Here is a 24575-nt window from a genome sequence, read left to right as displayed (position 1 = left end):
CTCAGCGTCCCGCGAAATGCTTGAGCGCGTAGGTCTCGACCTCCTCAGGGACCTCGCGGAATCTCGAAAGGCCGGCCTCATGGGCCATGAGGCGCACTTGCTGGCGGAGGTTCTTGCGCAGACCATCTTTCTCCCACCAGCCAGCGGGAGCGAATGCGGGATCGGTATAGAGTTCCTCAAGGCTGACGGCGAGTTCCTCGCCCTTCGGGCCTACTTCGAAGCCATTGAGGATATGCAAAATGCCGTAGGCATCGGCGGATAGGCCTGTGTCCACATGCGCCTCGTCCTCGTCGGCAATCTCCTTTGCCAGTTCTTCAGCCGCCTTCAGCTTGTCAGCCCAGCTCAACTGCGCACTGTCCAGCTTCTGCAGCAGCTGACGAAGGCGCTCGGAGAACTTGCCGTATTGATGCGGGCTGTCGTCGATCCGCTCGGTCACGGTCTTGCGCAGCTCCGTGGTCTTGCGGATGGCCGCCGTCATCAGGTCGTCTTCCGTCTTTTCAGCCGGATCGAATTCTTCCCAGAAGTCCGGATCAGTGATGTGGCGCAGCTTGACGGTGACGCTGAGACCTGTCGCCTCCAGATGCTGCTCCAGCATCTCGCGGATTTTCTCGCTGTAGTTCAGTTGGTCGAAGGCCTGGCGCTTTTCGAAGTGCTGGGTGCCATAGCGCAGGAAGTTGGCAATCCACTTTAGGTCGGCGGTGAATTCCAGAACGCTCGGGTCCGGGCTCAGCGTCTCATAAAGCGCGATGAAGCTGCGCGCCTTGGCCTTGAAGTCGAACCACTTGTCCTCACTGCCGAGTAGTTTCACGAAGGCATCATATTCCGCCTTCAATCCGTCCTGATCGTTGGCCTTGCGCTTCAGCGGCCTCATCAGCGCAACGACTGCAGCATGCGCGGCGCGCAACTGATTGCGCAGATCGTCCAGATCGCGCATGGCGTTCTTCACGTCATCGGCGCGGTAGGAGGACAGAGCGGCCTCCAAATGACCGGAAACGCCTATATAGTCGACAATCAGCCCGTTACGCTTCCTCGCATCAGAGACGCGGTTGGTGCGGGCGATAGCCTGCAGCAGGCCGTGCTCCTTCAGCGGCTTGTCGAGATACATCACACTTTCAATCGGGCAATCGAAGCCCGTCAGAAGCTTGTCGCAGACGATCAGAAACTGCGGGTCCTCGCCCTTGCGACCAAAAGCCTTCTTCGTCAGCTTCTCAGCCTCGGCATCCAGATAATGCACCTTCAGCGCGGTGCGGATCGCCTGCTTATGGGCATCCTCACTCGGCTTGCCGTCTTCCTGATTGATGGAATAGACGCAGGCCGACATGGCATCGGCGCGGGCCAGCGCTTCGGCGGGCTCCACGCCTTCGGCCTGAAGATCCTCAGCAATCACTTTGGTCAGCGCCTGCTGGTAGAGGATCACGGCCTCGCGATCGATGGCGACGATCTGCGCCTTGAAGCCGTCCGGCTGGGCATATTGCTTAAAATGCGTCCAGATATCATAGGCGATCAGCTCGATCCGGCGCGGGTGCTTGACCAGATCCTCAATCTGAACGCCGCGTTTCTTGATCTCGTTCAGCTTGTCGTCGTCCAGTTCGGCAAACCAGGTGTCGAACAGGATATCGATCTTCGCCTCGTCGATATGCCAGTCGGTCTTGCGGCCGGTGTAATAGATCGGCACGGTCGCGCCATCGGCCACGGCGTCGTCGATGCCGTATTTGTCGAGATAGCCTTCGCCCGGCACGCCGAAATTCTCGTAGGTGTTCTTGTCGTCCTTCTTCACTGGCGTGCCGGTGAAGCCGAAGAAGCGGGCGTTTGGCAACGTCGCGCGCAGATAGGCGCCGAGGTCCTTTTCCTGGGTGCGGTGGGCCTCGTCCACCATCACGATCCAGTTTTCCGAATTGGCGATCGCCTGTTTCGAGCCCTGGAACTTGAAGATGGTGGAAAGCGCGGTGTGCCCGTCCTTGCCGCTGCGGATCAGCGCGAGCAAATCCTTGATGCTCTCGATCGCCGTCGGGTTCGGCAGGCCGCAGGCAACAAAGGTGCCGCTGATCTGGCTGTGCAGGTCGATGCGGTCAGTCAGCACCAGAATGTTCGGATTGGTCAGCGCCTCAGATTGGATCGTCCGGTGCGTCTTCAGCTTCAGCGCGGCAAACACCATGGTCAGCGATTTGCCGCTGCCCTGAGTGTGCCAGATCAGCCCCTGCCGGTGCTTGCCCTCAATCACGCGGTCAACGATGCGGTTGACGGCGCGGAACTGCTGATATCGGCAGATTTTCTTGATCGTGCCGGTCTCGGTCTTTTCGAACACCACATAATGGGCAATCAGATCCAACAGGCGGCGCGGCTCCAGCAGGCACCAGAGACCCTTGGCAAGAGGGTCGGGAAAATCAGCATCCGTCTTTGGCCACGGATCGCGCCATGCGCCGAAATATTTCGAGCCGGAGCCGGTCGCGCCGTAGAGCACCAGCGCACCGTCGGTGACGATGTTGAAGACATTGGAGAAGAACAGGCGCGGAATGTCGCGCTCATATTGCCTGATCTGCTCGAAGGCCTCGCCGGTCTTGTCCTTCACGTTCAGCGGGCTTTTCGCCTCGATCACGACCAGCGGAATGCCGTTCACATAAACCACGACATCGGGCTTGCGCGTGTTTTCCGCCTTCACCCTGAGCTGATGCGTCACGGAAAACCGGTTGTTGCCGGGGTCGAGAAAATCGATCACCCGCAGCGTCTGCCGCGTCTCCTGGCCAATCACCTTACGGGCATAATCGCCGCGCAGCACCTTCAGCCAGGCCTCGTTGTCGCTGATCGCCGCCAGTTCCCCATAGGCGGCCTCAGCAGATACCCGGTCGATCCCGTTGATACGCATCAGCCCGTCGATGAAGTGCGGGCGAAACAGAACCTGATTGTCACCATCGCGCAAAGAGGAATGTTCCGCCGGGGCAACAAAGCCATAGCCCATGGCCTGCAGATGCTCAATGGTGGGGCGTTCGGCAAAATGCCATTCGGGACCGTGGCTCATGGGGCGCTTACTCCGCAGCCATGGGCAGCGCGTCGGTGACGCGTTTCCGGCCAGTGAGGAGGTCGGACATCAGGGCGGATTTTGTGACCTCAAGTTCGTTCAGGCTCTTTAAGCTCGCATTTTCAGCAGCCATCAGAGCATCCATGCTCTTCGTAATTTCTCTTTGCTCTTCGACTGGCGGAACCGGAAGAACAATATTCCCGAGCTTTGTAGCGTTTATGTTCGCTTGGCTGGCTCCGGGAGTAGCAATCGAGCGAAGCAACCTTTGATAGCGTAGGGATGACAGGACGCAGTGAATGAAAAATGGGTCGTTGAAACAATTGGCCCGTAATCGGATGAGGTAGCTGGCGAATGACGCATTGAGGTCTTCTCTGACAATCGCGATCTTGCCGACGAGTTCGCGACTATTCGTTCGATTGAACAGTAGATCGCCACGTAAGATGCTATATTTTTCCTTGGTCACTTCATCGAGCACAGCATACTTCAGCCCGGCCAGTGAAACTTCACTGTCTTGGATATTTCCCATTCTCAAAATGGGAGTTCCAACGGGCGTAGATTCCATCGATGTATTGAGTCCGTAGGTGCAGCTCTCGAGCAATGTGGAAAGCTCCGCAACCCGCCACCCCTCCGGGATATCGCCGATTTCCGTTTGCTTGGAGCGCGTGTGGCCGATGCCTTTGGTGAGAAGGCGTTCCAGCACGCCCTGCTTGACCTTTCTGGTCTGCTTGATCACCGCCCGCGTTGCCGCAATGGCCTCATCGACGCTGGACAGGATTTCGGCGATGCGGCGCTGTTCGTGCAGTGGGGGGACGCCGACGTGGTGTGTTTTGAGCACTCCCTTTTTGATGTGCTTCATGGTGCTGCCATGCGACTGGTCGGCAAGGCGTTCAACTTCATTCTGGAGGACGTAAAGTAGCCAATCTGGCTGAACAGCCCCTGTGGGGACTACCTTAAAGATGTGCTGATTCAAGACACCAGCCCCCCTTGTCCATTTCTGAATTGAGAGGGTCGCAGACCATGAGAAAAGAATATCCCCGTCTTGAATCATGTGACCATCGTCGATGTCCTTACCCTCATAAAAGTTGAACGCAGCATCTAAGTTGGTCATATTCGCGATACGAATGATGGGTAGACCGCTGCTGACCCAATCCTCCGGCTTGAACGCGCGACCGTTGATGTAATTAGCCAAATCCGTCAGCGGGAGCAGATTCCACCCCTCCGGCACCTCACGCGACATAGCCAAGCTCCCGTAGAAAGCCCATCATCCGCCCTTCGGCCGTATCGCGCTCGGCCTGAAGCGCGACCAGCTTTTCCACTTCCGCCGCGACGTCGACCGCCTCGGCCTCTTCGCCCAAATGCACATAGAGGCTGATGTTAAGGTTGAAGTCGTTTGCTTCGATCTCATCTGCTTGCACCACCCGCGCCAGCCGCTCGGCATCCGCAAAATCGCCATAGGCTTTTGCCAGCGCGGCGACATTTTCCTCCGACAGATGGTTCTGCGCCTTGCCTTCGACATAGTGCTCTGCACCGTTGACGATCAGGATCTTGCCCTTGCGCCCGGCCGGTTTGGTCTTCCGCAGGATCAGGATGCAGGCCGGAATGCCAGCGCCGTAAAACAAGTGGGGCGCGAGGCCGATCACCGCTTCGATCAGATCATCTCGGATCAGCCCCTCGCGGATCCTGCCCTCGGCCCCGCCGCGAAACAGCACGCCATGCGGCAGCACCACGCCGCAGACGCCGTCCTCCTTCAGGCTCGCTACCATATGCTGCACGAAGGCGAGGTCACCATAGGACTTCGGCGGGCAGCCATGGCGATCACGGCCATAGGCATCGCCCTTCGACCAGACGTCGTGTCCCCAGTTCTTCAGTGAGAAGGGCGGGTTTGCCAGCACCCGGTCAAAGGTGCGGATGGCCTTCACGCTGTCGCCCGTCAGGTGCTTTGGCTCTCTCAGCGTATCGCCACGCGCCACCTGGGCGTCGTCGATATCATGAAGGAACAGGTTCATCTGGCAGATGGCCCAGGTGTTGAGGTTCTTCTCCTGGCCGAACAGCGACAGGCTTTTCGGGTTTTTGCCTTGGTGCTCCAGATGGTGCACCGCTTCCAGCAGCATACCACCCGAGCCGCAGGTGGGGTCATAGATCGACATGCCTTCTTCCGGCTCAAGGCATTCGACAATCAGGCGCACAACCATCTTCGGCGTGTAGAACTCTCCACCCTTCTTGCCGGCATCATCAGCGAACTGCGCGATCAGATATTCATAGGCCTGGCCCAGCACATCCGCTTCTACATCGCCATTGCGCAGCCGATAAGTCTCGAAATGCTGCAGCAGCTTTTCCAGCATGGCATCCGGAAAGCGCTCCTTGTTGTTGAAATCGACATCCTGAAAAACGCCCCGCAACTTCATGTTCGCGTCTTCAATGGCGCGGAACGCGGCGTTAAGATGGGTGCCGATATCGGTCGTGTGCTTGCGCACATCCTTCCAGAAATGGCCTTTCGGAATATCGAAGCGGTGCTCATCGGGATCAGCCGCAATCTCAGCGTCACCATAGCGCGCAAGCCGCTCCTCATACTCCTCCTGCCAGACATCCGACAGGCGCTTGAAGAACAGAAGCCCGAAAATGTAGTGCTTGTAATCGCCCGAATCGATCGATCCGCGAAGGATATCTGCAGCGCGCCAGAGATGGCTCTCCAGCTGCGCAAGGGTCAATGTCGTCACAATATGCGTCCCTCACCAATGCTTTGCCCCTCACAATATCAAAATGAAGCGCCGGGGCAATTTTTCTGGACATGAATATTGAGGTGTCTAAGAAATGGGAACAATCAGTGGTGATATGGCATGGGGTGCGGTTGTGAGCGATATCAAACTCTTTCAGTTCGGCGGGCATGATGGGGTGGCCGAGTTGCCCGGAACGGCTCTTCAGATCGAAAAGTCGCTTCAGGTGCTGTTCGAGGCCAATCTCGAAATCCTGCTCGGCGTGCGCTTCCTCGCAAGTGAACATTCTACCGGTCCTGTCCACGGTGGCAGGATCGACACGCTTGGGCTGGACGAGGACAACTCGCCCGTGATCATCGAATACAAACGTTCCATCAATGAAAACGTCATCAATCAAGGGCTTTTCTATCTCGATTGGCTGATGGACCACCGCAAAGAGTTCCAGTGGTTGGTGATGGAGCAGTTGGGAACCGAAGCCAGCAAGGCTGTCGACTGGTCTGCTCCGAGGCTTCTCTGCATCGCGGGCGATTTCACGCGCTATGACGAGCATGCGGTGAAGCAGATTCCCCGCAACATCGAACTGATCCGATATCGCAGCTTCGGACCAGAGCTCCTCATGCTAGAACTGGTGCATGTTCCCAAGACCAACCGCTCCGCGATGACAAAGTCAGCGCCTGTCGAAAAGGATATTGACGAGGGCGACCAGGCGAACCTTGGCGGAGCCGAATATGTCCAGAACGGCGGCGACAAAGGAAAATACATCAGCCAGCGGATGTCTTATCGGCTGTCTCAGTCGCCGGAGGGATTGCGTGCCATCCATGATGCGGCTTATGAGTTTCTCCAATCGCTCGGGGATGACGTTCAGGTGAAGGAGCTGCTCTATTATACTGCGTTCAAGCGCCTCAAGAATTTCGTCTGCATGGAAATCTATCCGACCACCCGCAACGTGCACCTGTTCTTGAAGTTGAATCCGGACGATGTCGAACTAGTGCCGGGCTTTGTTGAGGACTTCCGCAACACCGGTCATTTCGGCACCGGAGATGTTCGTGTGACGCTGAAATCAATGGCCGACTTTGAAAGGGCGCAACCGCTCCTGCAACGAGCTTACGATGCCGGATGATCCAAGCCGCATTGTCTCGGTTGTCGGCTTTGATTCCGCATGGACGGACAATCCGAAAAAGCCAGGGGCGGTTTGCGTCATTCGAATTGAGAATGACGGCTGCCGACTCGTGCATGAGCCGGAGCTAAGCTCCTTTGCGCAGGCCGAAGCGATCATTCGGAATGAACAGAAGGCGTCGTCCAAGTGTGTCGTCGCGCTGGACCAGCCGACGATCGTGCCAAACCTCACCGGCTCCCGGCCAGTGGACAAAGTTGCCGGCTCGCTGATCTCTTGGGCTGGCGGCGGTGTCCAGCCTGCCAGTCGCGCCAAGAAGGGCATGTTCAATGATGCCGCGCCGATCTGGCGCTTCAAGTCAGTGCTCGGTGCCTCGGATGAGCCCGAGGAAGCGCGTGTCGCCGAAGGCGGGCTGTTCCTTGTTGAGGTGTTTCCGGCCCTGGCGCTCGTGCTGCTCGAACCGAGCTTTCACCAGCGGCTGGCAGCACCGAAATATAACCCGACTTCTCGGAAGAAATTCCGACCGGCAGACTGGCGGAAGGTGGCTCACTGTGCTGAAGTCATGGCTGAGCAATATGGTCTAACGGAAGCGGCCGAATGGTGCCTTCGGTCTGCGGCAATGGCGTCGCCGCGCAAGGCCGATCAGGATCGGCTGGACGCCATGCTCTGTGCCTTGATTGGCCTGCACTGGCTGCTGGAACCGCGAGAGCGCTCCTTGATGATCGGCGATCTTGAGACGGGTTACATGATCGCTCCGGCCCCTTATGGCGTTTCCGAACGGCTTGTTTCTGCCGCGCTTGCTCGTGATGTTTCTATCAGAAGCTCCTGAACGGCGTCGATGCTCCGGACAGTTCTGCATACTTCAACTGCTTGATCAGTGGTCTCTGCATATGTGTTGGCGTGGGCCAACGCGTTCCGCAGTTTCTCGATACGTTTGACATCAGAGATAAAGTTTTCACGCTTTGAATGTTGCTGCAGAAGCGACTGCTGAATAATTTCGCGTTTATCGCAGAACTGCGTGAAGAGAAGTTCGTCCACAATTCCCTCCGCCGATTGAGCCAAGTCGATAGTCGCTTTGATTTTATTGCGTCGGTTTCGGGTTATCAGCGCCTGCCAGTCTTTAGTATTTGGCAAGCGTTTTCTGATCGCTTCCTGCATTCTAATTTCTAAAGCTGTTACCAAGCTAAAAAGCGTAGCGCGAACAGGAAGCTTTTGCAGATCGGACAAGCTCACAATGCCGTTGACCCCGCTCTGCGAGACTACAAACCTGAAACGACGTTCATCCGCATCTCTGATGAAGTCAAGAATGCTCGAGTCGGCACCAATGAGGTGCTCTTCACCTAAGGCTATAGTGGACTGGCGAACAGGTTGTTCCGGCGCAGCTGTATCGAAGTAAGGCGCTAGCTCCACTACGCCGAGTATTCTTTCGTCGTCGCCTATGACAGGTGCGAAGTCGAACTTCTCCGTATTTCGTTCTGCCACATCACGCAGATTTTCATTTTGCGAACATGCCCAGAAGGCCGTCTTAGGTGTAGCAATTAGCGCAACGCGCAGCCCGTCATGAAGAGTTTCATATTTGTCCAATCCGACCACTCCCGATATTTCGACCTTTCCACCTTGGTTCTTGGCCAGTCAGTTTTAGGCCTGACATGAGTGTTGCGCAAACGCCGAGATGTTTGGTGGCGGCACAAATCGGCCACACTGAAACCATTGCCGCTGCCTCAAATCTGCAAGCGCGCGTTTTGCCCGCTATGAGACACCCCGCGTCCAACGACGCTGACCGCATGGTTCCTGGAGAGGTGGCAGAGTGGTCGAATGCACCGCACTCGAAATGCGGCATACGGGCAACCGTATCGTGGGTTCGAATCCCTCCCTCTCCGCCAGGTTTTCATCATAAAAACAATAATGTGTGTTGTGGATTTTTGAGCCGTTTGATGTGCGCAAAACGTCTGGATCGAGCCAGGCACAAGCGAGGGCCACTTCCGAGGCGCTTTCTTGCGGTTGATGAGATGCCTGCGGTGCACTTTTCTAAAAAGACAGAATCAATAAAGCCGCTCCATCGCCGTCCAAAAACCTGACTTCCTGCCGTGGTCGCGTTGCAGTTTATCCAGGTAGGCATGATGCGGCTCGTATGGGCCGAAATCATCGATCTGCATTGCAAGGGTCTCACACGCGATCAGGTGCCTGGCTGCGTGCTTGTAGCGGCTGGACCGGGCGTTCTGCAGGCTGAAGTCGATCATTGCTCTGAGCAGCAGTATCGCCGCAAGCGGGTAGCGTTCCTTCAGGGTCTCGCTGGCCGGTGTCAGAATTTCATAATAATTGCCGTCGATCTCGGTATGCCGATCCAGAATGAGCGCATTGGCTTCGCGAAGCGCAGGCCATTCCATGAAGAACAGAAGAGCTTGATTGGCATTTGGATGGGCCGCGACCCAGGACATCGCTCTTTCCTCGGCCTCGATGTCATCGAAATCCGGCAGGCGCTTCAGATAGTCGCGAAGATGCTGTTGTTCGAGCGAGGTTTCGAAGCACTTCCATCTGAACCGCTGCGCTTCCTCGAGCCTGCCCAGCGCCTCAAGCGCTTCCGCCCGTGACTGCTCCCATTCCAGAACCGGGAAGGGCCGGTCTTTCTCCGGGGCTGCCTGATCGAGCCGCGTCAGAGCCTCTCCCGCTCGGTTGGCCTTCAGCAGCCGCTCTGCCATCCTTGCGGCGATCATCGGTGACGTTCTGGCCTGCTCGGTTTGCAGCGCGATATAGGCATCGACGTCGCCCTCAGCATCGGCAATGGTTTCAAGCGCGATGCGGGCGGACAGATCATTGTGACGGCTATAGACATCGTGCTCGTAAATCGGTCCGTTCTGTCCGATGCCGATGATCCTGCCCTCACGCCGGGGTTTTTCCTTTCCGGCCTCGTCGAGCCATCGTGTCGACAGGTCTTTCAGGCGCGCAAGTCCGTCAGCGCCGAGAGCGGGTATTATTGATTCGATCAGCGGATCATATTGACCGTAGCCATTGTCCTGCAGCGCCTGAAAGACTTTTTCGGCCAATGCTTCCGGGGACGTCCTTGATGCCTTTGCGATGCGTCCGGCATCGACACAGGCGGCATGAAAACTCTCAATCAGCGAACCGCTGCCGTCATCGGAACGGGCAAAAACGGACTCGGACAGGTGCAGAAATCGCCAGATCAGCTCCAGCGCTTCATCGGCGTTTTGAGGCTCAAGTTTCTCAATGATGGCCGAACGCTGGGTTTCAAGGTCCGCTTTCAGCTTCCTAACCTTTCGCCAGTCGATGAAGCTTTGGGCGCGCTGTATGCGGGTGAGGTGCTTGCGGATTTCCCGGGCCATCTCGCCACTGCTTTGTTCGCCAGCCAGTTCCAGGCGCAGCCTCCGTTTGTGAGAAGCACTTCCAGTCGAGATTTCGATCAGAAGCTCCGCCAGTCGCTTTGCGCCCAGCGCTTCCAGGTTCTTCGCGTTGAGCGTTGTCTTCTTGGCCATGCTCAAGCCTCCTTCATTTCCGCGCGAACGCTATACCGCAGGCGGCATCAGGCCAAGACCGACGCCGCATTGTGCCGGGATAATCCTTGGCTCCCCGTCACCGGCATCCTACGCGTGATCTCAGGTAGACAACGCGGAGATCGCGATGGCAACCATACGCAAGCTCAGAGGGCGTTGGCAGGCACAGGTCGAACGGGTCAGTGCCGCTGTGTCTCTTCCGGTGTTCATCGAACCGCATGTGGCTGGAAGTTCGAATAACGGAGGGAGCAACCTGCAGGAGTGGTTGTTACTGATGTTGCTTGAGGTTTGTATTCAGGCAGAAATGAATAAAGGCCCAGATGTCCGGGCCTTTGCGTTTTGTTCAAATAATAATTAGATCAGAACTTCAGACCGAGACCGACAGTAACGCGGTTCTGAGTGGCCTTGGCTTCTGCACCGGACGTAATGTCGGACAGAATGTCGCTTTTACCGAAATCGGTGTAGCTATACTCAACACGTCCAAAAAGCTTGTCGGTGAAAGCGTAGTCGAGACCAGCGCCGATAGTCCAGCCGTTAAGGGTTTCTTCGGTTTTGATATCGGAAATTTCACCGTAAACGGTCGTCGCGGACCAGCCAGCCTTACCGTAAACAAGAGCCTTGTCCCATGCGTAACCTGCGCGGGCAGCAATACCGCCCTGCCAGTTCGTTCCGATTTTCAAATCGGAACCGGGAACGCCGACGTTGTATGAATTGTCGTTCCAGTTGTAGTTGATCTCGCCTTCGACGCCGAGCACAAGGTTATTATCGAACTGATAGTTATAACCGGCAAAGCCACCGAACATTCCGCCGGTAAAGTCGTCAGACTCACTGGCACCGGGCACGGAAAGCTTGCCCTCAGTCCAACCCATACCGCCAGCGGCACCAAGGTAAACACCTTCCCAAGTGAAGGCCTTGGCCGGTGCGGGTGTGTAGGTCGGCTGAGCTGTCGGAGCAACAATGTCAGCAGCTTGTGCGGTAGTGGCAAGGGCTGCAACGGCTGCGAGTGCCAATACAGAGCGTTTCATGAGTCTCTCCAGAATGATTATGGTTCGAATTTGTTAAAGCCCAGATACTATCCATTGATTGAAATGGCTGTAGCAAACTGGCAACAGTATAGATTTATCGAAACTGAGAACGGCGGTGCAAAAGTCGGCCACGGAAGCGGCGGAATAGACCGTCCGCGGGCGGAGTAAAATCCGTCCACCTATCTTCCTTCTGCAATGAGCGCAGGAGGGACAGAGGATTTATACCGTGGATCTTTATCTGAAGGTTCGTCTGGCCGTCTCGGAAGGGATGAGCCGACGTGAGGCAGCCAAACACTTCAACATCTCGCGCGACAGCGTAGCGAAGATGCTGTCGTATTCGACACCTCCTGGCTATCGGCGACAATCACCAGTCCGGCGGCCGAAGCTGGACGCGTTTGTTTCGACGATCGACCACTGGTTGGATGAAGACGCGAAGGTACCGCGCAAACAGCGCCATACGGCCAGGCGTGTGTTTGACCGGCTTCGTGATGAGTGCGGGTTCACTGGCGGCTATACGATTATCAAGGACTATATCCGGGAGCGGGAACAACGCCGTCAGGAAGTGTTCGTGCCGCTTTCTCATCCGCCCGGCCATGCGCAGGCCGATTTCGGCGAGGCGACGGTGGTGATCGGGGGTGTCGAGCAGAAAGCCCGTTTCTTCGTGCTCGATCTTCCGCATAGTGACAGCTGCTACGTGCGGGCTTATCCGGCGGCGGTAGCCGAGGCCTGGGTCGATGGCCACGTCCATGCGTTTGCGTTTTTCGGGGCCGTGCCGCAATCGATCGTCTATGACAATGACCGCTGCCTTGTGGCGAGGATCCTGCCTGATGGCACGCGCAAGCGGGCGACGCTGTTCAGCGGGTTCCTGTCCCACTACCTGATCCGGGATCGCTATGGCCGCCCCGGTAAGGGCAATGACAAGGGCAATGTCGAGGGCCTCGTGGGCTATGCCCGGCGTAACTTCATGGTCCCCATCCCGCAGTTTGCGACCTGGGATACGTTCAATGCCTTTCTGGAAGAACAGTGCCGCAAGCGCCAGCGCGACAGGTTGCGCGGTGAGAGCGAGACGATCGGTGAACGGCTGCAGCGCGATCTGGCTGCCATGCAGTCCTTGCCGGTGTCGCCCTTTGACGCCTGCGATCAGGCCAGCGCCAGGGTCACGGCACAGTCTCTCGTTCGCTACAAGACGAACGATTATTCCGTACCCGTCGCCTATGGCCATCAGGACGTTTGGGTCCGAGGCTATGTCGACAAGGTGGTGATCGGTTGCCGCGGCGAGGTCATCGCTCGCCATCCCAGGAGCTTTGATCGGGAAGATGTCATCTTCGACCCGGTGCATTACCTGCCGCTGATCGAGCGGAAGATCAATGCGCTGGATCAGGCAGCCCCTTTGCAGGGCTGGGATCTGCCGGAGGAGTTCGCCACACTGTGCCGCCTGATGGAAGGCCGCCAAATTGACAAGATGGCAAAACATGGCAGGCGGGAATACGTGCAGGTTCTTCGTCTGCTGGAAAGCTTCGATATGGCCGACCTGCATGCGGCGGTGAAGCAGGCCATTCATCTCGGCGCGATCGGCTTCGATGCCATCAAACATCTGATTCTTTGCCAGGTGGAGCGCCGGCCGCCTCGACTGGATCTGTCGATCTATCCCTACCTGCCGAGAGCAACCGTCGAGACGACATCGGCGAAGGCGTATATGGGCCTCCTGTCATCGGGGAAGGGAGAAGCGGCATGAGCGCCGAAGCACCCGAGATCCTGCTTGCCCATTACCTCAAGAGCCTGAAGCTGCCGACCTTCCAGCGGGAGTATCAGAAACTGGCCCGGCTTTGCGCCACCGAAGGCGTCGATCATATCGGGTACCTCACCCGGCTTGCCGAGCGGGAGATGATCGAACGGGATCGTCGCAAGGTCGAGCGTCGTATCAAGGCAGCCAGATTCCCGGTCGTCAAAAGCCTCGACAGTTTCGATTTTGCCGCCATCCCGAAGCTCAACAAGATGCAGGTCTTGGAGCTGGCCCGCTGCGAATGGATCGAGCGTCGCGAGAACGTCATCGCTCTCGGCCCCAGCGGAACCGGCAAGACCCACATAGCGCTCGCCCTTGGCCTTTCCGCCTGCCAGAAGGGCCTGTCCGTTGGTTTCACCACAGCAGCTGCCATGGTCAGTGAGATGATGGAGGCCCGTGACGAGCGGCGTCTCTTGCGTTTCCAGAAGCAGATGGCAGCCTACAAACTGCTGATCATTGACGAACTCGGCTTCGTGCCGCTCTCCAGGACCGGCGCGGAACTGCTGTTCGAGTTGATCTCGCAACGCTATGAGCGGGGTGCCACCCTGATCACCAGTAATCTGCCCTTTGACGAATGGACCGAAATTCTGGGATCCGAGCGTCTGACCGGCGCTCTGCTCGATCGCGTCACGCACCATGTCAACATTCTCGAAATGAACGGCGACAGTTACCGTCTCGCCCAAAGCCGCGCCCGAAAGGCCGGCTGAAACCCTTCAGAAAATCGCAACGCAGGCATGAGACCCCCGCTCGGGCTACGCCCTCCCGCGGCCCTCATGCCTGCGTCCAAAGTGGCCGACTTTTGCTCCGCCCCGTGGCCGGTTTTTACACCGCCGTTGACATCTATCCGGAAAAATCAGATGCGATACCATCGCGAGAGTGAGTGATAGCCTGCTGGATAAGCAGGTTTCACTTGGCACTTTCGACGCTAATAACGAGTCACTTTCTGAAATTCGCATTTCTCAAGAAATGCGAACAAGAGAAGCTATGCCGAAAGCCAAAGAAATAGTATTCGCGCTATATAAGCGCATCACCTTTTGGAGGCGAGCGTTCGCGGATTCACGCTGAACCCCCGCTTCTGAGCAGAAACCAAATTCGGGCGGCCTGCCGCTCGCAAATGCTGGACAGGAAAGGAAACGAACACAAGCAAAACATATATGGCCAAGGCCAAAACAGAAAAGGCGTGATTGCGTCAACAATCACGCCCTTCCGAAAAGAAGCAGACGCCTCTTCACTGAGACCACCTCATTAGCACGCTCGTGCCGTGGTGGGAAGGGTGTCGCTTCTCCTCAAAATCTGAATTCAACAGACCCGAGAAGCCAGGCTTCTCGGGCAAGGAGAACCTATGCCTATTCAACGGCACGTAAACTTCGAAATCCCGTCCGAACACCCTTACGCCAGCCACCCTGAGCTCTGGGATTGCACCATCCAACCGCCGCCGCTCGCCGATCCCGACGATCCGCATCGGCTATCGCGCTCGCACCTGCAGAAGATCGAGCTTGGGAAATCCAGTGGCTCCTGCAAGGTTGCCTTTGTCACGCGGCTGCACCGGTCGACCGTCTTGCAGGAATTCTGGTGCGCTTCATATGAGGAGGCACAGGTTTATCTGAACCTTGCCGCCCATCCCGATACCGTCAACTTCAAGGAACAGTTGACCCGCATCGATTATGTCGATGATACCGGCAAGGACAGGCATACAATCATGGATGCGCATCTGCTTCTTCGAAACTGCGAGGAAGTGCTTGTCTCCGTCAAATATGACGAAAAAGCCAGGCGTCCTTCGTATCTGGAGGAAATCCGGCAAATCGCAGAGCAGTGCTCGACTGAAATCGCCGATCGTATCGTGGTGGCGTCCCGCTATCATTTCCATCCCGTCTATCGAGAATGCGCCCGGCTCATTCACCTGGCCCGACGAGGTTGGGACCCCGAAGCGGACCGTATCGTCCAGGAGGTAGCAGATGATCTGGGGGATCGGTTTCTGCTTCAGGACCTTGTGGACAGGTCCGGGCTTGGGAACCGCGGCCGGCGCGCTGCGATCCGGTTGATCGGCGATGGTGATCTCAAGAAGCGCCTGCTTGACCCCATCGCGCCGCAGTCCATCATCTGGAGGGCCGCGGCATGAACTTCTCCAGCGACGTCTTTGGCAAACTAACCGGCCTGGATCGCGTTACCCTTGAGGGAAACGAGGTCGTGGAGAGGCACCTCATTAAGGGCAAAGCATCTCCCGCCCAGAACGCAAATCAAGACAGCCTGGGGGAGATCAATCTATACCGCTTGAGCGTCAAAAGGCCGGATGGCGGCGTCGATCTTCGGGACCTCCGCATCAACGAGATATCTCACCTCATTGAGACCGAACATCTGGTAATAGATCGGGGATTTTATAGTCCATCTCGCCAGCAGGACCGAGAGATTTATGGCGGTCATGATCTATACGGCGCGACCAAGGCACAGCGCGATACCGCTGACCGCAAGTGGTTTTGCGCCAAGATGATACATCGATTTTGGGAAAAAGGCATGAAGCTGACCCGCGCAGCTGTGGACGCACTTCGGCCCCAGATGCTCGACGAATTCGAACGTTACCAGGCTCTCCAGCACTATGGCACGGATCGCGCAAACTCCACTCAGAAGTTTCACAAGCTACCTAGCGCTGACTCTCTCTTGAAATATTACAGGAAGATCAAGAAATTTGGCTCCAAACCAAATGTCTTCCTCCGAGCAAAATCATTTGCGGAGCATGAAGAATCCGAAATTCAGAGGCTCGAAAATTTTGCCCTCGTGATGGCACAACTGGGAAAGTATGCTTCATCGACGTGTCCGAGCAAGAAAAAAGTCATTGGCCACCTCTTCGACGTTTTGAAGGCAGAGAACAAGGCGCGAAAATCACAGGGCCGCAAGGACAAGATTAGAATCCTATCTCAGCGGACTTATGAGCGCTGGATCGACCGATATCTGGATCCATTCGAGGTTTGCATCCAGCGGAATGGGCTGGCGGCAGCCCAAAAGAAGTTTGGCAGCGTCGAGTCGGGCCTGACAGCACGCTTCCCCGGTGAAATGGTTCAGATCGATGCATGGATGTTCCATTTGGTCACTCTCGATATCACCCGCGAACAATGGAACAGGATGACGCCTAAGCAGCGCAGCAAGGTCAAGAAAGTTCGCCGCTGGATCACGGTCATGATCGATGTTGCGACGCGGTGCATCCTGGGCTTTTCCATCAGCAAACATCCAACCGTAGACGCTTCCCTGGAAGCCTTGAGAATGTCCGCTTCCGATAAGACCTATCTGCTCAGAGATATTGGCATCAAAGAAGGCCACTACAACTATTGCTGCCCGATACAACAGGTCGCCAATGACAATGGCTCCGAGTTCGGTAAATTACCTTTTGGCGGAGCAATGTTTGCCCAGGGTGTGCGCACTCTCGGAGCATCCCTGATGAACACGGCAGCAGGCGTTTCCTGGCTGCGTGGACATATCGAGCGCTTCTTTCGGACGTGTGACCTGCAATTTGCACGTTATCTGCCGGGCTACACCAGCAACAACCCCCAAACGCGTAACGACAGGAAACCTGGCGAGGAAGCCTGCATCACTGACGACGAGCTCCATAAGCTTTTCACCGCATTTATTGCCCGCTACCATAATTCGCCCCATCGCGGTCTGAACGGTAGGACTCCGGCGGCGGTATGGGATGAGCTCATCCAACACGAAGATTACGATCCCTTGATGATGCCACGACCCGGTCAACTGCGCGAAGCATGCGGCTTTGAGGCTGAAGCGAACATCACCGAAAATGGCATCAGCTATGCGGGCTTGACCTATGCAAACGCGTTCACCCGCGATCAACGCTTAGCCCGACTGGACGATCGCGTTGCCAAGCCCGGTGAAAAGGTCAGGATCAAGGTCGACCCCTTCGACCTCGGTGGTATCTCCGTCGTTGCCAATGAAGAACTGATTGCTGTCCCGTGCCTTAATCCGGATATGCGCGGAAAAACGCTAAGGCAATGGCAGGAGGCAAAAGCGGCGGCACGGCAACGCATCAAAGCGGAAAATCTCTCCCGCGAAGGGGCGCAGACTGAAGCCATCGAAAATGCTGAAAAGCTTGTCAATGACATTCTCAGAACATCAGACATCGGCATCATGGGCTATACCAGCGATGAAATCGACCGTGCCAAACGGGAACTGAGCTTTGGCAAGGGCCAGCACGAAAGACCATTCATCGGTCAGGATGAGTACGTGGATCCGCCGTATGCGGGCACTGAAATCCAGGACAATGAGTTCACTGATGAACATCACGATCAGGAAGAATATCGCGAAGATATACCAACGCCGATGGACCGGTTTCGTTCGGACGCGATCAGACGCAGAAGACACACGGGTGGCGCCCGATGACCGGCACGAATTCTATTGCTGATCAGTTCGACGCCTACGGCAAAATTGCTGCACGCCTGGTCGGGCTGGAGGACTACTTTGTCAAGACTCAAACCTACTGGGACTTCAGGGACCGTATTTTCTCTGTCCTTGAAGCGCGCGAGCAGCGTCTAAAACACGGCAAGACCGAGCTCAAAGGGGCTGCACTTATCGGCGATGCGGGAGCCGGAAAATCGCGGATCGCTCAGGAAATCATCGCGGAGTACCACGCGGTCATATCCACAGGAGCAAAACGACAGTTTGGCTCGAGAATTGTCAGCATCGTGGTGCCAGGTCGCGCCACGGTCAAGGACACGCTGAAGGAGATCCTTCGTATTCTCGGATACCCGATAACAGCCAATCGCGATGAAGATTATCTGACGCAGCACGTCGTCCATCATATGAAGCACAACGGCGTTGTCGCCCTGCACCTCGATGAGGTTCAGGATAGCGGACGCTACAAGACCAGTGACAGCATTGGCGTATTTATCAAGCGCTTTCGAAACCTGATGCAAAATCAGGAATGGCCGGTTTGCCTGATCCTGACTGCTACACCCGAAGGGAGGGCGCTTGTCACCCAAGACCCCACCCTGGCGCGAAGACTTCGCCCCATCGAGATGCGACCACTCGAGTTCCGGACTGATGGCAAGGATTTCCGGCATGCTATCAGAACATTGCTCGAACGAGCAGATTTAGCCCCGGCAGACGAGTTGTTGGCCCAGGATGAATTCATCAAGATCTTGTTTCATGCGGCCAACTATCGCTTCGGCGTCGCGATGGAAATCACAATCGAAGCGATCGGAGAATGCCTCGGCGAGAAGCGGCGCGAGATCGACATCGGTGATTTTGCCGAGGCCTATGCTGTTCGCATGGATTGCGATGACGAGCTGAATCCGTTCTGGGCGGAGAATTGGAGCGTCATCGATACCAATCTGGCACTACAGCGGCATGAAGTCGATCACACGAGGAAGCGACGGCGGCCGAAAAAATAGAAGTCCCAAAAATCGGGTGTTTATTCAGGGCTGCTCCTTCGGGAGTGGCCCTTTTTTAGTGCGTATTTTCGGGCCGGAGGAATAGCCGTTCAATCCAGGACGGATTTCAGATGTCGGAATTCGGAATTCGGGTGTCGGATTCAAAAAACCGACTTGTCGCAAGGTGATGTAAGTAATTGATTTTATTGATCCTGAAAATCGGATAGAACGGCGTTTCCGTGTCGCACGTCAACAACGAAATCAGAGTTTTTGGTGGGCCTGGAGGGACTCGAACCCCCAACCAAGCGGTTATGAGCCGCCGGCTCTAACCATTGAGCTACAGGCCCATCCGGCGTCAGGCAGCTTTCAGCCGGCGCCGCGCTGGCAATGGCTCCTTGCGCGGTCACTCCGACTACCCCAAAATCAAAAGCACGGCAAGCCTTGCCGCATTGGCTTCACAATTGGCCGTCAAGACAATGTGAAACATTTTCAAGGAGGGACTTTCATGACCAACCTACCGGTTCGCATCGCAGCCGCCGGGCTTCTGTTTGCCGCGCCGTTTGCGGGCCAGACAGCATTTGCCCAGTCTGCGGACACCCCGGCGACCATTTCCATTTCCGCCGAAGGCGATGCAACGCTGGTGCCGGATATGGCGACCGTTTCGCTTGCCGTCGTATCCCAGGCCGACGATACCGCCACCGCCATGGCCGAAAACTCCGCCGCCATGCAGAAGGTGATGGCCGCGCTGATGGAAGACGGCATTGCCGAAAAGGATATCCAGACCGCCAATTTCTCCGTCAATCCGCGCTATCGGCAGGTCAAGGCATCTGATGGTTCCACCGGGAGCGAGATCGCCGGTTACGAGGTGCGCAACGCCCTCAATGTGAAAGTCCGCGACCTTACAAAGCTCGGCGCCGTGCTGGACCGCGCGGTCGCGCTCGGGGTCAATTCCGGTGGCGGCATCGCGCTTTCAAACAGCGATCCGCATGCCGCCGAAAACGAAGCGCGCCGCGAGGCCGTCGCCAACGCGCTCGCCAAGGCCGAAACCCTTGCAGAAGCAGCTGGCGTTTCTCTCGGCGATGTGCTGTCCATCTCCGAACAGAGTTCGATGCCGGGGCCTGTGATGTTCGCCCGGTCCGACATGATGATGGCAAAGGCATCGGGCGCACCGCCGATTGCCGCCGGTGAAAACACCTATACCATCACCGTCAACATGACGCTGGCAATCGAGCAGGACTAAGACGGATAGACCTGAAGAATCTTGCCGGCTTCCGGGGCGACACTGTTCATACGGGCAGTTCGCCCCGCTTCTTTTTATGTATTCAAACAGTCCTGAACCGTTCCAGTCGCGAAAACAGCGAAAGCGCGCAGCAGATCACCCGGTTGTCGGGGGCGCACCGTGGTGCAGTCTTGGCCCTGCCCGTTTTTACCGTTACGGGGAAAGATGCAGCACGATTTCGCGGCGGTGCGGGCGGTCGCGGTGCTCGAAGAGATAAAGCCCCTGCCAGGTGCCGAGCAGCGGTCTGCCGTCTGCCACCGGCACCGAAAGCGAAACCTGGGTCAGCGCCGTCTTGATGTGGGCGGGCATATCGTCCGGGCCTTCCAGCCGGTGAACCAGATAGTTCATCGCAGGGTCGTCGGCGCGCGGCACAAGTCTGGAGAAATAGGCTGACAGGTCCCGCTTCACATCGGGATCGGCATTTTCCTGGATCAACAGCGAGCAGGACGTGTGCCGCACGAACACGGTCAGAAGCCCCTCCCCGTCCGTATTGCCGCGCACGAAACGGCACGCCTCATCAGTGAATTCATAAAGCCCCTGTCCACGGGTCTGAATGGTCAGACGGGTCTGCGGCATGGTGTCCTTTCCTTGCCGCACCGGCCTCTTTTTTAAAAGAGGCCGGTGCGAAACGCATCATAGCGCCTTTTCAAGCTCCGGCAGGATTTCGAACAGGTCGCCGACAAGGCCGTAATCGGCCACCTGGAAGATCGGCGCCTCCTCGTCCTTGTTGATGGCGACGATCACCTTCGAATCCTTCATGCCCGCCAGATGCTGGATAGCGCCGGAAATGCCGCAGGCAATGTAGAGTTCGGGCGCCACCACCTTGCCGGTCTGGCCCACCTGCCAGTCGTTCGGCGCGTAGCCGGCATCGACGGCCGCGCGCGAAGCGCCGACAGCAGCTCCAAGCCTGTCGGCCACCGGCAGGATGACCTCCTGGAATTTTTCCGAGGACCCCAGCGCACGGCCGCCGGAAATGATGATCTTCGCCGAGGTCAGTTCCGGGCGTTCCGATTTGGCGATCTCGTTCTTCACGAAGGTCGAGAGGCCGGGATCGTCTGCGGCACCCACCGTCTCGACTGCGGCCGAACCGCTCATGCCGGCGGCGGCAAAACCGGCGGTGCGCACGGAAATCACCTTTCTGGCGTCGTGGGATTTGACGGTCTCGATCGCGTTTCCGGCATAGGTCGGGCGCTTGAAGGTGTCGGGCGCAACGACTTCGGTAATCTCGGAAATCTGCATCACGTCCAGAAGCGCGGCCACGCGCGGCAGCACATTCTTGCCGGTGGAGGTGGCCGCCGCCATGATCACGTCATAGGCGTCGGCAAGGCCGAGAATGGTGGCGGAAAGCGGTTCGGCCAGGCTTTCGGCAAGGGCGTCGCTTTCAGCCAGCAGCACCTTGGAAACACCGTCGATCTTTGCCGCGTCGTCGGCTGCAGCCGCGCAGGCCTTTCCGGCGACCAGCACATGGATATCGCCGCCGATGGCGGCAGCCGCGGTTGCGGCCTTGGCGGTCTGTTCGGAAACGGTCGCGCCGTTGTGTTCTGCAACGAGAAGAATGGTCATGGTCTCGATATCTCCCTACAGCACGCCGGCTTCGTTCTTCAGCTTGTCGACCAGTTCGGCGGCATTGGCCACCTTGATACCGGCCTTGCGGGCTTCCGGCTCCTCGGTCTTCAGCACTTCCAGGCGGCGGGCGATGTCAACGCCGAAATCAGCCGGCGTCTTCTTGTCGACCGGCTTTTTCTTCGCCTTCATGATGTTCGGCAGCGAAGCGTAACGCGGCTCGTTGAGGCGCAGGTCCGTGGTGATGATGGCCGGCAGCTTGACGGTGATGGTCTGCAGCCCGCCATCGATCTCGCGGATCACGGTCGCTTCGCTCTCGCCGACTTCAAGCTTGGAGGCATAGGTCGCCTGGCTCCAGCCGAGAAGGGCCGACAGCATCTGGCCCGTCTGGTTGCTGTCGTCATCAATCGCCTGCTTGCCGAGAATGACGAGGCCGGGCTCTTCCGCCGCGGCAACTTCCTTGAGAAGCTTGGCAACGGCAAGCGGCTCGACGGTTTCGTCGGTGGTAATCAGGATGCCGCGGTCAGCACCCATGGCAAGGGCGGTACGGATGGTTTCTTCCGCCTTGGCCGGGCCGATGGAAACCGCAATCACTTCGGTGGCAATGCCGGCTTCCTTCAGCCTGAGGGCTTCTTCCACCGCGATCTCGTCGAACGGGTTCATCGACATTTTCACATTGGCGAGTTCAACGCCGGTGCCATCCGGTTTCACACGAATCTTGACGTTGTAATCGACAACCCGCTTTACCGGGACCAGAACCTTCATCTTCTACCTCCTGGATCAGGGCCTCACGGCCTCAATCGAGACATTTGGGCCGGAACGGACATTCCGGCGTGGGTGAGATTGCGGCCTTTCGACCGCGCTCGCTTGCCAATGGGCGACATGAATAATTTCATTTGCCTGCTTTGACAAAGAATCATTGCCTCAAAACAGGCATTTTTCGATAAATCATCGGTTTTTCCCCGGCACCCACAAAATGTCGGCGCGGCCATCGTCATTGGCATGGCGGGCGGCCACGAACAGGTAGTCGGAAAGCCGGTTGATATAGGAAAGCGCAGGTTTGCCGACCGCCTCTGCCGCCTCAAGCGCCACCATGGCCCGTTCCGCCCGGCGGCAGATTGTGCGCGCCATATGCAGTCCGCTGGCCAGCCGGCTACCGCCGGGCAGGATGAAGGAGGTGAGCGGTGAAAGCGCCGCATTCAACCGGTCGATCTCGCCTTCGAGCCATTCGACCTGCGTGGTGACGATCCGCAGCGGCTCATAGGAAAGTGCATCACCGGTTTCCGGCGTTGCCAGATCGGCACCGAGATCAAAAAGATCGTTCTGAATGCGTTTCACCCCGCCGGCAAGCGCGCCTTCGCCATCGATTTCAAGCCGCACCAGACCGAGCGCGGCATTGGTTTCATCCACATCGCCGATGGCGTGGAGCCTGAGATCGGATTTCTTGCGGCGCGGGCCTGTGGCAAGCCCGGTCGTGCCGCCATCGCCGGTGCGCGTATAGATCTTGTTGAGTTTGACCATGCCTGAAAATCAGTGTCCGGACTGGATGAGCCAGAGTGTGAACATGATGAGGACGATTGCGATTGCCTGAAAGGCAATGCGGCCCTGCATCATCTTGTTGGAAAATTGAGGGCTTCCGCCCTTCATCATGTTTATGAGGCCGCGCACCAGAAAGAACACGACCAGCATCATCGCAATGATTGTCACGAATATGAAAAAGCTGGACATGGGGCGGTACCGTCTCCTCCGTTGTTCCCACCTGCGCAGGAAAGCTGCATCAGACGATAAATTGCACAAGCATGCAAGGGCAGCGGATATTCAAGCTGCAAACGCTGCGGCAACGGCCGCCTCCAGAAGGGCCTCCATGCCGCCGTCAAATGCCACCAGATAGACAGCGGTGATGACAGGCAGGGCCAAGGCCATATCCATGATCGTCGTGGCCGCAATTGTTGCCGCCCGGTCCGCGGGAAAACCGTAAACACCGGTCGAAATGGCCGGAAAGGCGATCGTGCGGCAATCGTTTTCCGCCGCCAGCTTCAGGGAATTGCGATAGCAGCTTTCAAGACGTTCAGCCTCGTTGTGCGATCCTCCCTTCCAGACGGGGCCGACCGTGTGAATCACATGACGCGCCGGCAGATCGTATCCGGCGGTGATCCGCGCCTCGCCGGTGGGGCAGCCGCCAAGTGTGCGGCATTCGGCAAGAAGGCCGGGCCCGGCAGCCCTGTGAATGGCGCCGTCGACCCCTCCCCCGCCCAGAAGCGAGGTATTGGCGGCATTGACGACAGCATCAACGTCAAGTCTGGTGATGTCGGCCCTGATGACGGAAATTTCGGTCACTGTCTTCTCCTCGGCCACCTCAACTCATCCGGCCCATCAGGCGGTAGAACCAGTCAGCCGGCATCGCCCGTTTCAGGATGGCGCCCTGTTTGGCCGGCGTTGTCACGAGATAATGCGGCTTCGGCCGTTTCGCCGTCAACGCCTTCAGCAAGACAGCATGGACGGCGTCGGGGGCGAGCTTGTGACGGTTGGCCGGCCCCGAACCATCGAGACGGGCCAGCTGCCGGCGGTAGTCCTCGGCATGCACCGAGCCTTCGAGGTCGATATTGGCCCTGATATGCTTCAGCGCATTGGCGGTGAATTTCGAGGCAATCGGCCCCGGTTCGACCAGGCTGACGAAAATGCCGGTTCCCTCAAGCTCCATGCGCAATGTCAGCGACAGGGCTTCGAGCGCATATTTCGATGCCGAATACGGCCCGCGATAACGATAGGGCAAGAGACCCAGGATCGAGGAGCACTGCACGATGCGGCCGTGCCCCTGAGCGCGCATGACCGGCACGATCTGCCGCGTCAGCTCATGCCAGCCGAAGACATTGGCCTCGAACTGGGCGCGCAGAACATCGGTTGCGACGTCCTCCACCGCGCCGGTCTGGCCATAGGCGCCATTGTTGAACAGCGCATCAAGCCTGCCGCCGGTGCGCTGCAGAACGGTTTCGACCAGCGCGGAAATCGAGGCATTGTCCGTATAATCCAGATAGAGCGCCTCAAGCCCGTCTGCGGCCAGCGCTGCAAGATCGTCTTCACGGCGCGCAGTGGCGAACACCCGCCATCCATCGGCATGCAGCGCGCGGGCACAGAAAGCACCGATGCCGCTTGAACAGCCGGTGACGATAATCGTGGATTTTTCAGTCAATTGTCTCTCT

The 24575-nt window shown here is 57.5% G+C and carries 22 protein-coding genes and 2 tRNA genes; 10 read left to right on the top strand and 14 right to left on the bottom strand.

Going from position 1 to position 24575, the window contains the following annotated elements:
* Position 1 precedes the first annotated feature (1 nt).
* Genes ACHZCU_RS12295 through ACHZCU_RS12285 form a run of 3 tightly spaced genes read right to left on the bottom strand, consistent with a single transcriptional unit; the run spans position 2 to position 5733 of the window.
* Complete coding sequence (locus tag ACHZCU_RS12295) at positions 2 to 3016, bottom strand: HsdR family type I site-specific deoxyribonuclease (RefSeq protein WP_319518999.1); 3015 nt, start codon at positions 3014 to 3016, stop codon at positions 2 to 4.
* A gap of 7 nt (positions 3017 to 3023) precedes the next feature.
* Positions 3024 to 4253, bottom strand: coding sequence for a restriction endonuclease subunit S (locus ACHZCU_RS12290; protein ID WP_319518998.1), 1230 nt, complete (start codon positions 4251 to 4253; stop codon positions 3024 to 3026).
* Entirely contained in the window at positions 4243 to 5733 is a 1491-nt protein-coding gene (locus ACHZCU_RS12285; protein WP_319518997.1) for a class I SAM-dependent DNA methyltransferase, read from the bottom strand. The genes ACHZCU_RS12290 and ACHZCU_RS12285 overlap by 11 nt, the downstream gene beginning before the upstream one ends.
* Positions 5734 to 5866: 133 nt before the next feature.
* On the opposite strand from ACHZCU_RS12285, the gene ACHZCU_RS12280 reads away from it, so the two are divergent.
* Both ACHZCU_RS12280 and ACHZCU_RS12275 read left to right on the top strand, forming a co-directional pair.
* Complete coding sequence (locus ACHZCU_RS12280) at positions 5867 to 6850, top strand: DUF5655 domain-containing protein (RefSeq protein WP_319519793.1); 984 nt, start codon at positions 5867 to 5869, stop codon at positions 6848 to 6850.
* Entirely contained in the window at positions 6840 to 7673 is an 834-nt protein-coding gene (locus ACHZCU_RS12275; protein WP_319518996.1) for a DUF429 domain-containing protein, read from the top strand. Before ACHZCU_RS12280 ends, ACHZCU_RS12275 begins: the two co-directional genes overlap by 11 nt.
* Here ACHZCU_RS12275 and ACHZCU_RS12270 read toward each other — a convergent pair.
* Positions 7607 to 8428: a hypothetical protein gene (locus tag ACHZCU_RS12270; RefSeq protein ID WP_319518995.1), complete on the bottom strand. Its 822-nt coding sequence runs from the start codon at positions 8426 to 8428 to the stop codon at positions 7607 to 7609. The two genes, ACHZCU_RS12275 and ACHZCU_RS12270, sit on opposite strands and share 67 nt — an antisense overlap.
* A gap of 209 nt (positions 8429 to 8637) precedes the next feature.
* Here ACHZCU_RS12270 and ACHZCU_RS12265 point away from each other — a divergent pair.
* Positions 8638 to 8727: transfer RNA gene (locus tag ACHZCU_RS12265), tRNA-Ser, on the top strand.
* A 159-nt stretch (positions 8728 to 8886) separates the two neighbouring features.
* On the opposite strand, the gene ACHZCU_RS12260 is transcribed toward ACHZCU_RS12265, so the two are convergent.
* Complete coding sequence (locus ACHZCU_RS12260; RefSeq protein WP_319518994.1) at positions 8887 to 10335, bottom strand: DUF6880 family protein; 1449 nt, start codon at positions 10333 to 10335, stop codon at positions 8887 to 8889.
* Between the two features lie 145 nt (positions 10336 to 10480).
* Here ACHZCU_RS12260 and ACHZCU_RS12255 point away from each other — a divergent pair, with 145 nt between their 5' ends.
* A complete protein-coding gene (locus ACHZCU_RS12255) occupies positions 10481 to 10711 on the top strand; it encodes a hypothetical protein (RefSeq protein WP_319518993.1) in 231 nt (76 codons plus the stop codon).
* Between the two features lies 1 nt (position 10712).
* Here ACHZCU_RS12255 and ACHZCU_RS12250 read toward each other — a convergent pair whose 3' ends face one another.
* Complete coding sequence (locus tag ACHZCU_RS12250; RefSeq protein ID WP_319518992.1) at positions 10713 to 11378, bottom strand: outer membrane protein; 666 nt, start codon at positions 11376 to 11378, stop codon at positions 10713 to 10715.
* 226 nt (positions 11379 to 11604) lie between these two features.
* On the opposite strand from ACHZCU_RS12250, the gene istA reads away from it, so the two are divergent.
* The 5 genes from istA (at position 11605) to ACHZCU_RS12225 (ending at position 18554) form a co-directional block, all read left to right on the top strand.
* Complete coding sequence (istA, locus tag ACHZCU_RS12245) at positions 11605 to 13113, top strand: IS21 family transposase (protein ID WP_319517803.1); 1509 nt, start codon at positions 11605 to 11607, stop codon at positions 13111 to 13113.
* On the top strand, positions 13110 to 13868 hold the full coding sequence (gene istB / locus ACHZCU_RS12240) for an IS21-like element helper ATPase IstB (protein WP_319517804.1): 759 nt from the start codon (positions 13110 to 13112) through the stop codon (positions 13866 to 13868). Before istA ends, istB begins: the two co-directional genes overlap by 4 nt.
* A 635-nt stretch (positions 13869 to 14503) precedes the next feature.
* Positions 14504 to 15280, top strand: a complete 777-nt coding sequence (locus ACHZCU_RS12235) for a hypothetical protein (protein ID WP_319518991.1) — start codon at positions 14504 to 14506, stop codon at positions 15278 to 15280.
* Complete coding sequence (locus ACHZCU_RS12230) at positions 15277 to 17544, top strand: hypothetical protein (protein ID WP_319518990.1); 2268 nt, start codon at positions 15277 to 15279, stop codon at positions 17542 to 17544. Before ACHZCU_RS12235 ends, ACHZCU_RS12230 begins: the two co-directional genes overlap by 4 nt.
* Positions 17541 to 18554, top strand: coding sequence for a TniB family NTP-binding protein (locus ACHZCU_RS12225; RefSeq protein ID WP_319518989.1), 1014 nt, complete (start codon positions 17541 to 17543; stop codon positions 18552 to 18554). The genes ACHZCU_RS12230 and ACHZCU_RS12225 overlap by 4 nt, the downstream gene beginning before the upstream one ends.
* A gap of 250 nt (positions 18555 to 18804) precedes the next feature.
* Here ACHZCU_RS12225 and ACHZCU_RS12220 read toward each other — a convergent pair.
* A tRNA-Ile gene (locus ACHZCU_RS12220) sits at positions 18805 to 18880 on the bottom strand.
* Between the two features lie 158 nt (positions 18881 to 19038).
* Here ACHZCU_RS12220 and ACHZCU_RS12215 point away from each other — a divergent pair.
* Complete coding sequence (locus ACHZCU_RS12215; RefSeq protein ID WP_319518988.1) at positions 19039 to 19773, top strand: SIMPL domain-containing protein; 735 nt, start codon at positions 19039 to 19041, stop codon at positions 19771 to 19773.
* Positions 19774 to 19965: 192 nt separating this feature from the next.
* Here ACHZCU_RS12215 and ACHZCU_RS12210 read toward each other — a convergent pair whose 3' ends face one another.
* The 7 genes from ACHZCU_RS12210 to ACHZCU_RS12180 all read right to left on the bottom strand — a co-directional run bounded on the left by ACHZCU_RS12210 (position 19966) and on the right by ACHZCU_RS12180 (position 24565).
* Positions 19966 to 20388, bottom strand: a complete 423-nt coding sequence (locus ACHZCU_RS12210) for a secondary thiamine-phosphate synthase enzyme YjbQ (RefSeq protein WP_319518987.1) — start codon at positions 20386 to 20388, stop codon at positions 19966 to 19968.
* A 57-nt stretch (positions 20389 to 20445) separates the two neighbouring features.
* Positions 20446 to 21375, bottom strand: a complete 930-nt coding sequence (locus ACHZCU_RS12205) for an electron transfer flavoprotein subunit alpha/FixB family protein (protein ID WP_319518986.1) — start codon at positions 21373 to 21375, stop codon at positions 20446 to 20448.
* Positions 21376 to 21390: 15 nt separating this feature from the next.
* The gene (locus tag ACHZCU_RS12200; RefSeq protein WP_106306651.1) at positions 21391 to 22140 is read right to left on the bottom strand and encodes an electron transfer flavoprotein subunit beta/FixA family protein; all 750 of its coding nucleotides are present in this window, start codon (positions 22138 to 22140) and stop codon (positions 21391 to 21393) included.
* Positions 22141 to 22323: 183 nt separating this feature from the next.
* Complete coding sequence (locus ACHZCU_RS12195; RefSeq protein WP_319518985.1) at positions 22324 to 22896, bottom strand: cob(I)yrinic acid a,c-diamide adenosyltransferase; 573 nt, start codon at positions 22894 to 22896, stop codon at positions 22324 to 22326.
* A 9-nt stretch (positions 22897 to 22905) separates the two neighbouring features.
* Positions 22906 to 23103 (bottom strand): twin transmembrane helix small protein, encoded by a 198-nt coding sequence (locus ACHZCU_RS12190; protein WP_106306645.1) that lies wholly within the window; start codon positions 23101 to 23103, stop codon positions 22906 to 22908.
* Positions 23104 to 23193: 90 nt separating this feature from the next.
* Complete coding sequence (locus ACHZCU_RS12185; protein WP_319518984.1) at positions 23194 to 23712, bottom strand: O-acetyl-ADP-ribose deacetylase; 519 nt, start codon at positions 23710 to 23712, stop codon at positions 23194 to 23196.
* Between the two features lie 19 nt (positions 23713 to 23731).
* A complete protein-coding gene (locus ACHZCU_RS12180; RefSeq protein ID WP_319518983.1) occupies positions 23732 to 24565 on the bottom strand; it encodes an SDR family oxidoreductase in 834 nt (277 codons plus the stop codon).
* Positions 24566 to 24575: the final 10 nt, after the last annotated feature.

The sequence above is a fragment of the uncultured Martelella sp. genome, from assembly GCF_963677965.2.
Taxonomy (GTDB): Bacteria; Pseudomonadota; Alphaproteobacteria; order Rhizobiales; family Rhizobiaceae; genus Martelella; species Martelella mangrovi.
The sequence above is the reverse complement of the archived record's forward strand: the minus strand, read 5'-3'. Positions and strand labels throughout refer to the sequence as shown.

Excerpts from the sequence above, each read along its gene's own strand:
- ACHZCU_RS12295 (WP_319518999.1), bottom strand. The coding sequence starts at position 3,016 with ATGAGCCACGGTCCCGAATGGCATTTTGCCGAACGCCCCACCATTGAG.
- ACHZCU_RS12290 (WP_319518998.1), bottom strand. The coding sequence starts at position 4,253 with ATGTCGCGTGAGGTGCCGGAGGGGTGGAATCTGCTCCCGCTGACGGAT.
- ACHZCU_RS12275 (WP_319518996.1), top strand. The coding sequence starts at position 6,840 with ATGCCGGATGATCCAAGCCGCATTGTCTCGGTTGTCGGCTTTGATTCC.
- ACHZCU_RS12260 (WP_319518994.1), bottom strand. The coding sequence starts at position 10,335 with ATGGCCAAGAAGACAACGCTCAACGCGAAGAACCTGGAAGCGCTGGGC.
- ACHZCU_RS12255 (WP_319518993.1), top strand. The coding sequence starts at position 10,481 with ATGGCAACCATACGCAAGCTCAGAGGGCGTTGGCAGGCACAGGTCGAA.
- ACHZCU_RS12250 (WP_319518992.1), bottom strand. The coding sequence starts at position 11,378 with ATGAAACGCTCTGTATTGGCACTCGCAGCCGTTGCAGCCCTTGCCACT.
- istB (WP_319517804.1), top strand. The coding sequence starts at position 13,110 with ATGAGCGCCGAAGCACCCGAGATCCTGCTTGCCCATTACCTCAAGAGC.
- ACHZCU_RS12235 (WP_319518991.1), top strand. The coding sequence starts at position 14,504 with ATGCCTATTCAACGGCACGTAAACTTCGAAATCCCGTCCGAACACCCT.
- ACHZCU_RS12230 (WP_319518990.1), top strand. The coding sequence starts at position 15,277 with ATGAACTTCTCCAGCGACGTCTTTGGCAAACTAACCGGCCTGGATCGC.
- ACHZCU_RS12225 (WP_319518989.1), top strand. The coding sequence starts at position 17,541 with ATGACCGGCACGAATTCTATTGCTGATCAGTTCGACGCCTACGGCAAA.
- ACHZCU_RS12215 (WP_319518988.1), top strand. The coding sequence starts at position 19,039 with ATGACCAACCTACCGGTTCGCATCGCAGCCGCCGGGCTTCTGTTTGCC.
- ACHZCU_RS12210 (WP_319518987.1), bottom strand. The coding sequence starts at position 20,388 with ATGCCGCAGACCCGTCTGACCATTCAGACCCGTGGACAGGGGCTTTAT.
- ACHZCU_RS12205 (WP_319518986.1), bottom strand. The coding sequence starts at position 21,375 with ATGACCATTCTTCTCGTTGCAGAACACAACGGCGCGACCGTTTCCGAA.
- ACHZCU_RS12200 (WP_106306651.1), bottom strand. The coding sequence starts at position 22,140 with ATGAAGGTTCTGGTCCCGGTAAAGCGGGTTGTCGATTACAACGTCAAG.
- ACHZCU_RS12195 (WP_319518985.1), bottom strand. The coding sequence starts at position 22,896 with ATGGTCAAACTCAACAAGATCTATACGCGCACCGGCGATGGCGGCACG.
- ACHZCU_RS12190 (WP_106306645.1), bottom strand. The coding sequence starts at position 23,103 with ATGTCCAGCTTTTTCATATTCGTGACAATCATTGCGATGATGCTGGTC.